The organism is Streptomyces sp. NPDC055815 (assembly GCF_053616475.1).
This window is the reverse complement of sequence record NZ_JBSHDU010000033.1, coordinates 31154-46334: the sequence shown is the minus strand read 5'-3', so window position 1 is coordinate 46334 and position 15181 is coordinate 31154. Positions and strand designations below refer to the sequence as shown.

Genomic DNA, 15181 nt, shown 5'->3' with positions numbered 1-15181 from the left:
CGGGCTGTACGAGGTCAGCTCGCGGCCGTCTCCGGTATGCCTCCGGTGGCCGGAGCGGCGTTCTCCAGCCGTGCCACGGCCGCGACCGCCGCGGCGACCGCCGTCGCCACCGCGGCGGCGAGGAAGCCCCAGACGGCCCCGCCAGGCCGGTCGACCACGACCCCGGTGATCGCCGAACCCAGCGCCGCCATCGACAGGTTGACGGTGGTCAACCAGGTGTACGCCTCGTTCAGCATCGGCTCCGGCACGGTCTTCGACACCAGCTCCGCCTCCACCGTGAGCGCCGGGGCGATCACGGCGCCCGATACGAGGAGCAGCGCCCCGAGCGCGTACGAGTTCGGCATCAGCGCCCATGCCGCGTACCCGGCGGCCAGTGCGGCGAGCAGGACGAGGAAGCGCCGCGCGAGCGGACCCTCGAACGTACGGCTGCCGTACCAGAGACCGGCCGCCGCGCTGCCGATGCTCCACACGGCGATGAGGACACCCGTCACGCCCTCCGCCGACGCGCCGTCGTGCGCCTTGGCGTACGCGGCGATCGCCACCGGGGCCCCGCCGAACGAGAACGCGATGCCCGCCGCGCACAGCAGCAGCATCCGCAGCGCCGGCTCCCGCAGCGGGCCGATGCCACGGGTCGGTGTCTTGCCGCCCGACGGGAGGGCGCGCATGGCACGGCCGCGCGCCACCCCGTACGTCCCGAGGCCCGTACACAGCGAGGCGAAGACGAGTGCCGTCGCCGGGCCCGCGGTGGCGGCGCCCGTCCCGAACGCGTCGCCGAGCGGCCCGCCGAGCAGCATGAACCCCGAGAAGATGAGCGGTCCGACGACGAAGACCACCTCGAAGAGCGTGGACTCGGCGGCCATCGCGGTCTGACGCAGCCCCGAACGTCCGCTCTCCTCGTTGGTCAACGTGGTCCAGGCGGCCCGGAGCGCCGGGCTGATCGCCGGGAACGCCGCCCCGGACAGCGCCCCGAGCACACACAGCAGGACCAGGGGCGTCCGGGCCAGGACGGCGGCGAGCAGCAGCAGTTGGAGTGCCGCGTACGCCGTCCCGTACAGCGGAAGCACCCGGCCAGGACCGAACCGGTCGGCGAGCCGGCCGGCCACCGGGGCCGTCGCCGCGGTGGCCAGCGAGATGCTCGCGCCGACCAGGCCGGCCTCGCTGAAGCCGCCGGTGGTCTCCTTCACCAGGAGCAGCCACGCGAGGACGGTGACGCCCTGACCGAGCCGGGCCACCACCCCGCCCGTCAGCAGCAGCGGGGCGCCGGGCACCCGCCACAGCCGGGCGTACTGGGCCATGCCGGTCGCGGTCATCGGTCTCCTCCACAGCTCTCGCCGGTCACCCGGAAGTCGCGGGCGGTCGCCTCGACGGCGGCCGCCACGGTCGCGGCGTCGGGGCCCCGGAACCGGAACCGGCCCCCGACGTGCTCGTAGTACGCGTCGGCGTCCGGCAGTACCTCGCCGGGCCGCAGCAGTTCCTCCGCGTACGGGCCGGGGGAGCGGCCGGTCATCGGCGTGACGTCCGTGATCCGGCACGGGCGTGCCGCCGGGGCGGGGACGAGCAGCCATCCGGCGCACTCCCGCGGCCCGGGCGGCGGCTCCCATCCCGGGGGCGGCTGTCCCAGGGCGATGCGGAAGGCCGCCTCCATCAGGTCGTAGCCGTGCACCTCCCGCCACACGTACGGGATCTCCCCGCCGCCGACCCGCGCCCCGACCTCCAGGAACGTGACGGCCGGGCCGCCGGGCGCGTCGGCGTCGACGAACACCTCCAGGTGGAAGGGCGTCGGTGCGCCGGTCAGCGCGCGGAGAGACCGTACGGCGAAGTCGTGCACCGCCTCCGCGACGTGCGGCCTGTCCTCCTCGACGGAACCGAGCGCGGTGCCCTCCCGGAAGCCGAGGCAGGTGTTGAGATAGCGCGAGACCTTCAGGCACAACGCCTGTTCGCCGTCGAAGATCCCGTCCACGTGGAACACCGGATGGGGGACGTGGGTCTGAACGATCAGGTCCTGGCCGGTGTGGCACGGCACACCGGCCAGGACCCTTTCGTCCGCGACGAGCAGAACCCCCTCGCTGGAGCTCCCCGTCGCGGGCTTGACGACGACGGGCAGGCCGTGCGCGGCGGCGAACGCGCGCACGTCCTCGGGTCCGGTGACCCGGGCCGTCGCCGGGACCGGCAGACCGGCCCGGGCGACGGCGTCCGTCATCAGGTACTTGTCCCGGAACGGCAGCAGCTCGTCCGGGCGTCGGGCGGCGCAGCCCCACTCCTGCGCCAGCTGGGCGGCGACCAGCAGGTCGTCCTCCTTGAGGGCGACGACCGCGCTCGGTGCGCCGTGCCGGGCCGCGAGGCCGTCGACCTCCTTGCGGACCCGGGCGAGGTCGTCCGTGGCGGGGACCAGCACCACCTCGGCGGCTCCGTCGGGCACGGCCGCGGCTCCGACCTCGGTGGTGACGTAGGTGACGGCGTGGGCGTCGTGGTCGACGTACCGCTCGTAGTGCGCGTACCGGGCCCGCCACCGGTGCAGCACGACGACGTGCGGGCGAGCCTCCGCCGAGGGGCTGCTCACGCCGGCCCTCCCGGATCCTTGAGGACGTAGAACCCGGCCCCGTCCAGGTAATGGACGGTGTTGAGGTCACGCGCCAGGACGCTTTCCGACGCGTGCGCGAGGCCGATCATCATCGGCTCCGAGGTGTCGTCGACGGTCAGCGGCAGCTCACCGCCCGGCTGCACCGCGATCTGTACGTTGTGGAAGCTCTCCAGCGCCTCCACCCGCGGCAGCAGCGGGTACGCGGCGAGCGTGCCGCTGACCGGCGAGGTGAGGTACGCCATCGCCACGTGCCGCTCGACCCGGTGGGCGTCGCCGACCGACGCCAGGAACCGCTCGGGGTGGAGGTAGGCGTCCACGGTCCGCTCGATCTGAGACTCGCCGGCCGCGAGCCGGGCGAAGTAGGCGGCGTCCGCGCCGCAGAGCCGGATGCCCGCCTCCACGAGCCGGGGTCCGTCCGGTGTCAGCATGATCTCCAGGTGGGCGGGCCCGTACCGGACTTCGAGCGAGTCGAGGACCTCGCAGGCGTACTCCACCAGGCGGGCGCGCTCCACCGTGCCCGGCTGGACCGAGACCGCGGCGCTGATCCGGTCGGTGACCCCGTTGGCGGAGATCTTCAGGTAGCGCCACACGTCGGTGACCCGGTGCCGGCCCTCGCAGCTGACCGTGTTGACGACGAACTCGGTGCCGTCCAGGTGTTCCTGGACGACGACGCCCTCGTTGCGGACGTCGAAGATGTTCGTCGCGGCCATGATCTTGTCGTAGGCGGCCGCGGTCTCCTGTGGTGTCGCGGAGAAGGTGACGTGGTCGTTGCCCGCGCTGCGCACCGGCTTGACGACCGCCCGGCCACCCCGCTCCGCGTGCCACTGCGCCGCGTCCTCGGCGGACTCCGCCAGGTGTTGGGCGGTGCCGGGCAGTCCCGCCGCCTTGATCGTCTCGATCTGGAGGTGCTTGTGCCGGCGGGCCGCGCTGAGCCGGGTGCCGTTGCCGGGCAGGCCCAGGGCGCCGGCGAGCCGGTCGGCCAGTTCGACGCCCAGTTCGCCGCCGGTCAGCACGGCGACGGGCCGGTGTGCCGCCACGGCGCGGGCGGTGGCGTCGAGGTCGCCGGTGTGGACGATGTTGTCGGCGAACTCGGCGGTGTCGAAGCTGCCCCGGTATACGGGCGGCACACCGGGGGTGCTCTGCACCCGGACCACCGGGTGGCCCGCCTCCTGGAAGGCGCGGGACAGCCGCAGGGTCGGTGCGTAGACGTCGACCATGACGACCGTGCCCGTGCCGCGGGCGGTGTCGCCGCTCCTGTCGTCGCGCGTGTCGCGCACGTCGTGCATCGTTTCTCAGTTCTCCCTGTTGAGGCCGGCCAGGACGTCCAGCAGGCGGTCGATGTCGTCAGGGGTGTTGTGGACGTGCAGGCTCACCCGGACCGAGGAGTCCTTCTCGCCGGCGTGACCCTGGCAATGGCCGTCGGCGCGCACCATCAGTCCATGGCTGGCGAGGATGAACCCGAGGTCGTTGGAACCGATGTCGCGGTGCCGGAAGGTGACGATGCCCTGCCGCCGCTGCACGGTGGACGCGGCGTCGAGGCTCAGCGGGCAGCCGAGGATCTCGTACGAGCCGAGCCGGGAGAGTCCGTCGGTGAGCTGGGCACCGAGGCCCACGGTCCACTGCTCGATCCGGTCGAGGCCCGCCGTGTCCAGCCAGTCGAGCGCCACGTGCAGGCTCACGACGCCGCTGGTGTTGGGGCTGCCGCTCCAGCCTCCCGGCGCGAACCCGGGGCCCCGCTCGTTCCGCGACCAGATCGCTCCCACGCCGGGCAGGGCCATCGCCTTGTGTCCGGAGAACACCGCGAAGTCGACGTCGAGCGCCGTCAGGTCGACCGGCTTGTGGCCGACGCTCTGTGCCGCGTCCAGACAGATGACGACGTCCGGGCCGGCCGTGGCGCGGATGCGGTGCACGTTCATGTCCGCGCCGTAGACGTGGTGGACATGGGTGGCGGCGACGAACCGGGTGCGCGGGGTGATCAGTTCGGCCAGCGCCGCCTGGTCGTAGTCGCGCGAGGCGTCCTCGTACGGCATCTCCCGTACGGCGATCCGCACGCCGCGTTCGGCGAGCAGCCGCTGTGCCTCCAGCCAGGGCAGCGCGTTGGCCTGGTGGTCCGCGAACGGGACGACGATCTCGTCGCCGTCGCGCAGCCATCCGGTCAGCCAGTCCCGGGCGACGGTCCGCAGACCTTCGGTGGTGCCGCTGGTGAAGTGCACCCGGGAGCGCCGAGGGTCGGGGTCGTGGAAGAACGCCTTGACCCGGTCGCGGGCCCGCTCGATCAGCTCGGTCGTGCGGTTCGCCCACGGGTAGGTGCCGCGCCCCGCGTTGGCGTTGCTGGTGGTCAGGTAGTGGTGGACGGCGTCGAGGACCGCCTGCGGCTTCTGCGCGGTGGCGGAGCTGTCGAGGTAGCGCACGTCCGGGTGAGCGGTGACAATGGGGAACTGCGCATGCAGGTCCCGCTGCCAGGAGAGCAGTCCGGCGGTCGGGGAAGCGGTGGCGGGTGTGGTGTCGACGCTCATGGTCAGTCCCTCACCAGCGGGCCGCCGGCGTCGCGCCAGGCGATGATCCCGCCCTCCAGGCTGCGCACGTCCGTGTGCCCCATCCGGGTGAGCAGCGCCGCGTACTTCACCGACTGTTCGCCGACCGGGCAGGCGAGCAGCACCGGCTGCTTGCGGCCGAACGGCAGCCCGCCGTGGAGGAGTTCCGCGAAGATCTCGTCGACGATGTTGACCGAGCCGGGGATGTGCAGCGCGTCGAAGGCGAACGCACCCCGCAGGTCGACGACCAGGGGCCGCGCGTCGGCGATCCACCGACGGGCCTCCCCGGTCGGGATCGTGAGGGCGGCCGCGATTTCCGCCTCTGTCAGGGCGGCGACGGAGTTGCGGCGGGCGGGCTGCCGCAGCAGCTCCGGCCGGCGCTGCCTTACGTAGCTCATGTAGCTCTCGACCCGGTCGCACACGATGAAGACGGCGGTCTTGCGCTCCGCCAACTCGGCGTCGATTCCGCGCAGATGGCGTACGGCTCCGAAGTAGGCGGCGCCGCCCGTCGGTCCGGCGAGCATCCCGCAGCGGCGGACCAGGGTGAGCATCCCGTCGATCGCCTCGTCGGCGGACACCGACTCGATCGTGTCGTACGTGGCCGGGTCGAACAGGCCCACCTCGTGGACCTCGTCGATGTTGCGGATGCCGGGGATGAAGTCCGACTTGTGGGCGACCAGGCCGAGCACGCCGACGTTCGGGTCGTGTTCGCGCAGGGCGCGGGCGGTGCCGGTGGACGAGCCCGCGGTGCCGACGGCGGCGATGAAGTAGTCCGGGGCCGCGCCGTCGAGATCCTTGACGATCTCCGGCCCGGTCGCGGTGTGGTGCGCCTCGACGTTCCGCGGGTTGTAGTACTGGTCGGTGTGGATGTAGCTGTCGGCCTCGGCGGACAGCATGTGGTGGATCTTGGTGAGCGGGTCCTCGGTGTTCGTCGGGTCCAGGCACTCGGCCTGTCCGGGCAGCTCCTCGATCTCCGCGCCGAGCAGGAGCAGCAGGTCCTTGATCTCCGGGACCTTCATCCGGTTGGTGACGCTCTTGAACGGCAGCCCGTGCATGCCGGCGATGACGGCCAGGGCCTTGGCGGTGTTGCCGCTGGAGAGCTCGACGACCGTGCGCCGCCGCTGGTCGTCGTCCTCGGCGATGAGCGGCTGCGCCATGTTCCAGGCGGCGCGGTCCTTCACGGATCCGAAGGGGTTGAGCATTTCGAGCTTGGCGTACAGATCGATGTTCCGCAGGCCGTGTATCTCCGGCGCTATGCGCACGAGCGGTGTGTCACCGATGACCTCGGTGATCGAGTCGTACCTCAACAGTCTTCCCCCGTACAGTGGTTCGGCCAGTAGTTCTCGTCCAGGCACCAGCGCCAGTCGGCGCCGTCCTGGTACGCAGCGACCTTGCGGGCCACGGGCTGGTGCAGCGCGTGATCGGCGCTGAAGTCCATGAAGTAGCCGGCCGTGTTGGCGAAGGCGAGCAGGTCGCCCGGCTGCGGCAGCTCCGGCAGGAACACCTGGCGCCGGGTGATGAAGTCGGCCTCCAGGCAGAGGTTCCCGATCAGGTACACCCCGACCGGACCGCCCACGCCGGCAGCGCCCCGGCTCCCCGGGCGGCGGACGAGCACCGGGTCCATCAGGACGCCGTGCTCCTCCAGACTCACGTCCGACGCGTTCATCTCCAGCCGGACGAACGTCTCCCCGGCCGGGGTGTCACGGACTTCGAGGACGCGCGCGAGCGCGACACCGCACTGGTCGACCAGGGCGCGCCCCGGCTCGACGTGCAGGTCGTAGAGGTTCTCCAGGAGCAGCGTGGCCAGCGGCCGGCCCAGCGACGGCCCCCGGGCGGCGAGGAGTTCGTCGAAGTACCGCGGCCCGGACACCGGCCGGTGCGCCGGATAGAGCCCCAGCGCTCCGCGTACGGTCCCGGCGTCGTTGCGCAGCCCGTAGCCGTGCCCCTGCCAGGTCAGCGGGGTCCGCCGGCCGAGCACCGCGCTCGTCAGCTCGGAGGTGTACGCCTCCCACTGCGCGCCGTCGGCGAGGTAGTCCACGCCGAAGCCGCCGCCGATGTCGACCGCACGGGGCCGGAAGCCACGGGCCGCGCACTCGTTGAGCACCCGGATGCAGCCCTCGAAGGCGGTCGCCTTCTCGGCGGGACCGATGGTGTCGAGGTGGTACGCCACCCCGATCAGGTCCAGTGACTCCCGGTGCTTGTCCAGGAGGTCGAGCAGCCCGGTGGCCGCGCCGGCGGGTGTGCCGAAGCGGCTGCGCCGGCTGAGCACGGTCACGCCGGTGCTCTCGAAGTCCGACAGGCGCAGCAGCACGCGCGCCTGCGGCAGCCGGTGCCGCTCCACCAGCTCGGCGAGCTGGGCGAGTTCGTCGACCGAGTCCACGTTGACGGTGACTCCGGTGCGTGCGGCGAGCCACAGGAACTCGGGGCTCTTGGGGCCCGTCGCCATGATCCGGTCCGGGGCGAAGCCGCAGCCCAGGGCGTGCTGGAGTTCGCCGAGCGAGGCGATGTCGATGTGCGCCCGGGTGGCGGCGAGGCGCCGGACGAGGGCGCTGGAGCGGTTGGCCTTGTGCGCGAAGTAGATGTTCCCGGCCAGCCGGTGCCGGTCGTAGACCTGCTGGAAGCGGTCGACGTTGTCGGCGATGCCGTCCGGCAGGACGAGGTTGAGCGGTGAGCCGAGGGCGTGCAGGAGCTCGTGCAGGAACCCCGCCTCGTCGAGCAGGGAGGCGAGCCTGGGTTCGATTCGTGGTGCGAGATACAGCGGAGTGCTCATGGAGGTGCGAACTCCTGGTCTTCTCGTCATGGGTGTTCTCCCGGCAGGGCTGAGGAGCGCCGGAGGAAACAACGCGAGCGTAATCCGTAACGAGAATCGTTTTCAACTGTGGAATGCGACCCGCCGCTTCTACAGGTCCGCATGGCACGCGACGAGTCGACCGCGGCCATCGCCGCGCGGGCCGTTCCGGGCAAGGCCCGGTCGCACGCCCTCGCACAGCCCCCGGAGGGCGGAGTCGAGCGAGGGCAGCAGGGGGCACCTGTGCCGGAACGCGCAGGCCGTGTCCGTACCGGCCGGCGTCACCGGATCGCCGTACAGCACGATCCGCTCGCGGTTCCGCTCCCGTACCGGATCGAGGGTGGGGGAGGCGTCGATCAGGGCGCGGGTGTACGGGTGGCGGGGCCGTTCCAGTACGTCGCGGGTCCGGCCGCTCTCCACCACTCGCCCCAGGTGCGCCGCCGCAGCAGTCGCGGAACCACCGCGCCCGCATCCCGGGGGCGGGTCACTTCAGGTACCCGGCGCGCTCGAAGCCGTACGAACCCAGGCCCCCGGCTGCGCGCCGGGCACGATCCGTCCGAGCAGGGCGCTGGTGATCGCCTGCGGATCGACGGCCTGCGCGACGGCCCGGCGCAGGCGTTCGTCGGCCAGCGGCGCGCCCGCCGCCCCGTTGAAGGTGACCTGGCCGGCGAGCCGCTCCGGGGCCTGCCGGATCTCCACGCCGGGCATCGACCGGGCGCGGGTGTACAGGTCCAGATCTGCGCCGATCGGGTAGAGGTCGATGCCGTGGTTGGCGAGCTCGTCGGCGCGTGCGGCCGGGTCGAGGACCCGCAGCACGATCCGGTCCAGCGGAGGCCTCTGTGCCCACCAGGCCGGGTTGCGCCGGAGCGTGATCACCTTCCCGCTCTTGTCGATCCGGTCGACCGCGAACGGCTCCGCCGTGATGGCCGGAGACTCCAGCCACCCGGTGTTGAAGGCGGCCGGAGTGGCGGTCACCTCCTTGGGCAGGAGCGGGGAGAACAACCCCTGCCACTCGGCGAACGGCCGCCGCAGCGTCACCACGGCCTCGCGGTCCGAGCGGCCGCGCCGTACCGAGGAGATGTCCGCGTAGCCGACGTGGTGGTAGCCCTCGTACGCGGTGTCGGCCCCGCTGAGCGCCTGCCACTGGCCGCGCAGGTCCTCCCAGGACAGCGGGCGGCCGGTGCTCCGGACGGCGCCCTCGGCGATCGTGTACGTGATCACCTGGGGGGCTGTCGAGGTCAGCTCGGCCGCATCGAAGAAGGAGCGGTTCAGCACGGGTTCGCCGTCCGGTCCGTCGTCGAAGGTCCGGGGCAGGATCGCCTCGGCGAGCTGCCAGGTGACCACCCGCGCGCCGTTGACCTGGATCGGGTTGTAGTTGGCCGGCAACGCGTCCACGGGCAGACGCAGTTCGCCGCCGTCCCGCAGAGCCGTGAGCGGCCTGGCGTTGGCGGCCTGAGCGCCGCGCGCCGCGGTCCGGGGCGGCGCACCGTCCGCGCCGCCGGGCGCACTGCAGGCGCCGGACAGGAGCAGGAGGCAGGTCGCCGCTGCCGCGGCGGCCCCGCGTCGTATCCACGTTCCGGGCATGGCTGAGCGTCCCCTCGTTCGAAAGTAGCGGCTCCCTGGACTCACGCGCCGCCGCTTATCCATGCGGCAGGGGGATCTCGAAGTGGACGGTGTCGACGCCGGGGCCGTGTTCGCCGGTCGTGCGGGCGTCGAAGACCTCCTTGGCCATGCTCCGCCAGAAGGCTTCGGCGCCCGCCACCCGGACGTTGGTGTGCAGGTAGACGCTGTCGTAGCCGGGCGTCGCGGCGGCGAAACGGCACGCCCTGTCCACGAGGGCCCGCGCCAGGCCGTGCCGGCGATGGTCGGGATGGACGTAGACCCGGACCAGTTGGGCGGTGGTCACCGGGGGATAGCGGTCGGCGAGCCGGCGCGGGTGGGGCGGGTGACGGGGTCCTCCCGACCGAATGCCGGTGGTGGCCACGACCTCGCCGTCGAGCGTGGCCACCAGCAGGATGTGGCGAGGATCGTCCAGATAGGTGCCCTGGATGTCCACGACGTCGCCGTGCCACGCCGGGACGTAGCCGTAGCCGAACTCCCGGTAGAAGGTGTCGAGCATGAGGCGCCGCGCCCCCTCGACGTCGGCGGTCGTGGCCGGACCCAGGGTGTACGGGTGGTGTGGTGAGGCATCGGCCATCACGGGTCTCCTGTGTCGGGTTTGTCGGTGAGGCGCGGCTCGCCGGGCCTCCTCCGTCGGTCATGCCGACGAACCGGCCGGCGACGGCCAGTTAGATGACAATGAAAACGATTATCGATAACGTTGCGGCTCGTCAAGGCGGGACCGCCCGGCGAAGGCGTTCCTTCCCGTGTGTCCTCCACGCCCCCAGCCGCTCGTCACAAGGACACGCCATGCCCGAAACGCCCGTCTCCTCCGTCGACGCATCCCGCTACCCGGGACCGCGCCGCCGGGGCTTCCTCGCCGCCGCAGGCGGCATCGCCGGCCTCGGCGCCCTCGCCCTCACCGGCTGCGCCGGCTCCGGTCCCGCCGACGCCACCGACTCCAGCCAGGCGGACAGCGCGCCGCGGCGCGGCGGGCGACTCCGCGCGGCCTTCGCCGGCGGTGGCGCCGGCGAGACCCTCGACCCGCACCTCGCCAACCTCTTCGCCGACGCCGCCCGGGCCAAGGCGCTCTTCGACAAGCTCGCCGACCACGGACCCGACCTCTCCGCCCGGCCCCGCCTCGCTTCGGCGTGGGAGCCCGACGCCGGACTGGTGCGCTGGAAGGTGACGCTGCGCAAGGCGACCTTCCACGACGGCAAGCCCGTCACCGCCCAGGACGTCCTGTACAGCTACCGCCGCATAGCCGACCCCGCGAAGGCGTTCCGTGCCAAGGCGTCGCTGGAGCCCATCGACCTCAAGGCCAGCCGGGCCCTCGACGAGCGGACGGTCGAGTTCGTCCTCAAGCGACCGACCGCCGAATTCCCCAACGTGCTCGCGGCCTTCGGCGCGTACATCGTCCCCGACGGCGCGCAGGACTTCGACAGGAACCCGATCGGCAGCGGGCCGTTCCGCTTCGTCTCCTTCGCCCCCGGAAAGTCCGCCGTCTTCCGGCGCAACGACGCCTACTGGGACGGTGCCCCGCACCTCGACGAGGTGGAGTTCCTCGTCGCCAACGAGGAGTCCGCACGCGTCAACGCCCTTCTGGGCGGCCAGATCGAGTACGCGCACGAGCTCAACCCGACCACCGCCCGCGCCCACGAGAAGAACGGCACGATCCAGATCGTCCGGCTGCGGAACAGCGCCATGCAGGGCTTCGTCATGAAGACCGACCGGCCGCCGTTCGACGACAAGCGGGTCCGCGAGGCGTTCTTCCTGATCGCCGACCGCAAGGAACTGGTCGACGGGGCACTCTCCGGCGCCGGAGAGATCGGCAACGACCTCTTCGGCAAGGGCTACGAGTACTACCCCTCCTCCCTGCCCCAGCGGACACAGGACCTCGACCGCGCCAGGGCACTGCTCAAGCAGGCGGGCGCCGAAGGGCTCGAGGTCACCCTCGACACCTCGCCCGTCGCCGCCGGATTCACCGAGGCCGCGGCCATCTTCCGCGACCAGGCCGCCAAGGCCGGTGTCACCGTCACGATCAGGACCGGCAGCAAGGACAGCTACTGGAAGGACATCCTCGACTCCGGCGTCCTCGCCTCCTACCGCTCGGGAGCGATGCCCATCGAGGCGCACATCTCCCAGCGCCTGCTCACCGGGTCCACCACCAACGCGACCAAGTGGCACCACAAGGACTTCGACGCCCTGTACCAGCAGGCGCAGTCCACCAGGGACAAGACGGCACGCGCCGCGGTCTACGAGCGGATGCAGCGCCGCCTGCACGCCGAGGGCGGATTCCTGATCTGGGGCTTCGCCGACTGGATCATCGGCACCGCCCGCACGGTCCACGGCGTCGAGACGAAGGCGCCGGCCAACTCCCTCGACTGGGCGCGCTTCGACAAGGTGTGGCTGGCGTGAGCGGACTCCGCTCCTGGCTCGCCCGGCGGCTGCTGCTCGGCCTGGGGCAGACGGCGGCCGTCGTGCTGCTCGTCTTCGCCCTCACCGAGGCGTTGCCGGGCGACGCCGCCGTGGCCCTCGCCGGCGACCAGCCCGATCCGGAACGGATCGACGCCATCCGTGCGGCCATGCGCCTGGACCGGCCCGCGCACGAGCGGCTCGCCGAGTGGGCGGCAGGACTGCTGCACGGCGACTTCGGCGTCTCCCTCACCTCCGGCCGCCCCGTCGCCACGTACATCGCCGACGGCTTCGGGCCGACGCTGACCCTCACGGCCCTCACGGTGGTCCTGCTGCTGCCCGTCGGGGTCGGCCTCGGCGTGCTGGCCGCCCGCCACGAGGGGCGGCTCGTGGACCGCCTCGTCAGCTCGGTGACGCTCGGCGTGTACGCCGTACCGGAGTTCGCGTTCGGCGTGCTGCTCGTCACCGTCTTCGCCCTGCGGCTGGGCTGGCTGCCGCCGACCGCCGTCGGATACGGCACGGATCTGCTCGCCCACCCGGCGGCCCTGGTCCTGCCCGTTCTCGTCCTCCTGTCCCGCCCCGTGTGCTCCCTGGCCCGCCTGGTACGGGCCGGCATGATCGACGCACTGGCCTCGCCGTACGCCCTCCACGCACGGCGCTACGGCGTCCCGGGCGCCCGCGTCCGCTACACCCACGCGCTGCCGAACGCGATCACCCCCGCCGCCCAGCAGCTGGCGCGCACCATCGACTGGCTGCTGTGCGGCGTCATCGTCGTGGAGGCGCTGTACGTGATCCCCGGACTCGGCACCGTACTGATGAACGCCGTCGCGGAGCGCGACGTGCCCGTGGTGCAGGGCCTGGCGGTGGTCTTCGGAGTCACCACCGTCGTGCTCAACCTCGGCGCCGACCTGGTCACCCGTCGATTCGCCCCCCGGGCGGGGGTGGCGGCATGAGGTCACGCCGCGCACTGGGCGCGGTCCTCGTGGGCGTGCCCCTCACACTGGCCCTGTTGGGGCCTCTGCTCGCAGGTGAACCCGGTCCGCGCGCCGCCTCCTTCACCCTCGGCGACGGACACTGGCTCGGCACCGACTTCACCGGCCGCGACACGGGGCACCAGGTTCTGCTGGGCGGACGCTCCGTGGTGCTGGTCGCGCTCGCCGCGACGGCCCTCGCCTACCTGGTGGCGCTGCCCCTCGGACTGATCAGCGCGCTCACCCACCGGACATGGCTGGAGGAGCTGCTGATGCGGCCGCTGGACGTACTCCTCGCCGTGCCGTCGTTGTTGATGATCCTGCTGGTGGCGGCCGTCATCACCCCGGGAGCGGCGGGCCTCGCGCTGCTCGTCGCGTTCGTCAACATCCCGGACGCGGCCCGGATCGTGCGGGCTGCGGCCGCTGAGGTCGCCGCCCGCCCGGCGGTCGAAGCGCTGCGCATGCAGGGGGAGAGCTGGTGGCGCATCGCCTTCGGGTACGTCGGCAGGTCGGTCGCGCGCACCCTGGCCGCCGACGCGGGAGTACGGCTCACTGGGGTGCTCTACCTGGTGGCGACGGCCGCGTTCCTCGGTGTCGGGGTCGCGCCGGACGCCCCCGACTGGGCCGTGATGGTGGACCGCAACCGCACAGGACTGTTCGTGCAGCCCTGGGCCGTGGTGGTGCCCGCCCTCCTGATCGTCGCCCTGACCATGGGGAGCAACCTGCTCGTCGACGCCGTACTGCAGAAGAGGAAACGCACGTGAACGCGGTCGCCGAACTCAGGGATCTACGGGTCGGCATCGGCGGCCGGACGATCGTGGACGGGGTCAGCCTCCGGATCCCGCCCGGGAAGGTCACCGCGCTGGTCGGCGCGTCCGGCAGCGGCAAGACGACCACCGGACTCGCGCTGCTCGGCGAGTACCCCGCCGGCGCACGAGTGAGCGGCGAGGTCCGCGTCGCCGACGGCCTCGTCGGATACGTACCCCAGCACCCGGGCTCCGTCCTCAACCCCGCCCGGCGGGCCGGCGCCCTCCTGTGGGACATCGCCCGCGCCCGGGTACGGGCACTGCCCCGAGCCGCACGCGGGGCCGCCGCCCGGGAGCGCATCGCACAGGCCCTGTCGCTGGCTCAGATCGAGGAGGGCGAGGCGCTCCTGCGCCGCTACCCCCATCAGATGTCGGGCGGTCAGCAACAGCGCGTCGTCCTGGCCCAGGCCCTGCTCCTCGGGGCCAGGCTCGTGGTGGCCGACGAGCCGACCACCGGACAGGACCCACTGACGAAACAGCGCATCGTCGACCAGTTCGCCAAGGTCGCCCGAGAAGGCATCGCGGTGCTGCTGCTCAGCCACGATCTGGATGTCGTACGGGCACTGGCCGACGACGTCTTGGTGATGCGCGAGGGCCGGGTGGTGGAGTCGGGACCGGTCGAACGGCTCTGGCGAGCACCGCGACACCCGTGGACCCGAGAGCTCCTCGCGGATGCACGGGGCTCCGCATCCCCACCGGCGGCCGGCCGGGGCGAAGCCGTGCTCCAGGTCCGCGACCTCACCGCCCGGCACGGCCGGATCCCGGTGCTCCGCGCCGACGAGCTCACCCTCGACGCCGGCGCGTGCCTGGCCGTCGTCGGCCGCTCCGGCAGCGGGAAGACCACACTCGCCCGCTGCCTGGCCGGGCTCCACCGCGACCATGAGGGCGAGGTCCTGCTCGACGGGATGCCGCTGCCCCGAAGCCTGCGCGCCAGGTCCCCGGAACAGCTGGCCGCGGTGCAGTACGTCTTCCAGGACGCGCGAGCCGCATTCGACGAACACCGCCCGGTCCTGGACCAGGTGGCACGCACGGCGGTCCGGCTGCGGGGGACGCCGCCGGCCGAGGCCCGGGGCGAGGCACTGGCCGTCCTGACCACCCTCGGCCTCTCCCGCGAGCTCGTGGGGCGCCGGCCGGGGCGGTTGTCGGGCGGCGAGCTCCAGCGCGCCGCGCTGGCACGTGCCCTGTCGGCCCGGCCGAGAGTGCTGATCTGCGACGAGGTCACCTCCGGCCTCGACACGGTGACCCGGCGGGCCCTGCTGAACGTGCTCGCAGACCTTCGGCGCGACCGCCCGGACCTGACCGTCGTGCTGATCACTCACGACCTCGACGTAGCGGCCCTGGCGACTCGCATCGCCGTACTGAACGCCGGTGAACTCGTCGAGCAGGGGCCGACCGGAGAGGTGCTGGCACGGCCACGCCACCCGTTCACCGTCTCCCTCACGGAGACGTCGGCGCGCAGGACGGCGGCGACGAGGCCGTAGGCGGCT

13 protein-coding genes are annotated in these 15181 nt (G+C 72.5%); 4 read left to right on the top strand and 9 right to left on the bottom strand.

Going from position 1 to position 15181, the window contains the following annotated elements:
• Positions 1 to 14: 14 nt before the first annotated feature.
• From ACWGN5_RS21670 to ACWGN5_RS21630, 9 genes are all read right to left on the bottom strand, one after another.
• A complete protein-coding gene (locus ACWGN5_RS21670) occupies positions 15 to 1310 on the bottom strand; it encodes an MFS transporter (RefSeq protein WP_453517554.1) in 1296 nt (431 codons plus the stop codon).
• Entirely contained in the window at positions 1307 to 2560 is a 1254-nt protein-coding gene (locus ACWGN5_RS21665) for an ATP-grasp domain-containing protein (RefSeq protein WP_453517551.1), read from the bottom strand. Before ACWGN5_RS21665 ends, ACWGN5_RS21670 begins: the two co-directional genes overlap by 4 nt.
• Positions 2557 to 3858 (bottom strand): ATP-grasp domain-containing protein, encoded by a 1302-nt coding sequence (locus ACWGN5_RS21660; protein ID WP_453517549.1) that lies wholly within the window; start codon positions 3856 to 3858, stop codon positions 2557 to 2559. The genes ACWGN5_RS21665 and ACWGN5_RS21660 overlap by 4 nt, the downstream gene beginning before the upstream one ends.
• 15 nt (positions 3859 to 3873) lie before the next feature.
• Positions 3874 to 5097, bottom strand: a complete 1224-nt coding sequence (locus ACWGN5_RS21655; protein ID WP_453517546.1) for an aminotransferase class V-fold PLP-dependent enzyme — start codon at positions 5095 to 5097, stop codon at positions 3874 to 3876.
• 2 nt (positions 5098 to 5099) lie between these two features.
• Positions 5100 to 6422: a pyridoxal-phosphate dependent enzyme gene (locus ACWGN5_RS21650; RefSeq protein WP_453517543.1), complete on the bottom strand. Its 1323-nt coding sequence runs from the start codon at positions 6420 to 6422 to the stop codon at positions 5100 to 5102.
• On the bottom strand, positions 6419 to 7885 hold the full coding sequence (locus ACWGN5_RS21645; RefSeq protein ID WP_453517540.1) for an alanine racemase: 1467 nt from the start codon (positions 7883 to 7885) through the stop codon (positions 6419 to 6421). Before ACWGN5_RS21645 ends, ACWGN5_RS21650 begins: the two co-directional genes overlap by 4 nt.
• 129 nt (positions 7886 to 8014) lie before the next feature.
• A complete protein-coding gene (locus ACWGN5_RS21640) occupies positions 8015 to 8323 on the bottom strand; it encodes an oligopeptide/dipeptide ABC transporter ATP-binding protein (protein ID WP_453517537.1) in 309 nt (102 codons plus the stop codon).
• 69 nt (positions 8324 to 8392) lie between these two features.
• Positions 8393 to 9487 carry an ABC transporter substrate-binding protein gene (locus ACWGN5_RS21635; protein ID WP_453517534.1) on the bottom strand — a complete coding sequence of 365 codons (1095 nt, stop codon included), beginning with the start codon at positions 9485 to 9487 and terminating at the stop codon, positions 8393 to 8395.
• Between the two features lie 55 nt (positions 9488 to 9542).
• Positions 9543 to 10100, bottom strand: coding sequence for a GNAT family N-acetyltransferase (locus ACWGN5_RS21630; RefSeq protein ID WP_453517532.1), 558 nt, complete (start codon positions 10098 to 10100; stop codon positions 9543 to 9545).
• A gap of 212 nt (positions 10101 to 10312) precedes the next feature.
• On the opposite strand from ACWGN5_RS21630, the gene ACWGN5_RS21625 reads away from it, so the two are divergent.
• Genes ACWGN5_RS21625 through ACWGN5_RS21610 form a run of 4 tightly spaced genes read left to right on the top strand, consistent with a single transcriptional unit; the run spans position 10313 to position 15175 of the window.
• Positions 10313 to 11920, top strand: a complete 1608-nt coding sequence (locus ACWGN5_RS21625; protein ID WP_453517529.1) for an ABC transporter substrate-binding protein — start codon at positions 10313 to 10315, stop codon at positions 11918 to 11920.
• Positions 11917 to 12870 carry an ABC transporter permease gene (locus ACWGN5_RS21620; RefSeq protein WP_453517527.1) on the top strand — a complete coding sequence of 318 codons (954 nt, stop codon included), beginning with the start codon at positions 11917 to 11919 and terminating at the stop codon, positions 12868 to 12870. Before ACWGN5_RS21625 ends, ACWGN5_RS21620 begins: the two co-directional genes overlap by 4 nt.
• Positions 12867 to 13652, top strand: a complete 786-nt coding sequence (locus ACWGN5_RS21615; protein WP_453517525.1) for an ABC transporter permease — start codon at positions 12867 to 12869, stop codon at positions 13650 to 13652. The genes ACWGN5_RS21620 and ACWGN5_RS21615 overlap by 4 nt, the downstream gene beginning before the upstream one ends.
• Positions 13649 to 15175, top strand: a complete 1527-nt coding sequence (locus ACWGN5_RS21610) for an ABC transporter ATP-binding protein (RefSeq protein ID WP_453517523.1) — start codon at positions 13649 to 13651, stop codon at positions 15173 to 15175. The genes ACWGN5_RS21615 and ACWGN5_RS21610 overlap by 4 nt, the downstream gene beginning before the upstream one ends.
• Positions 15176 to 15181: the final 6 nt, after the last annotated feature.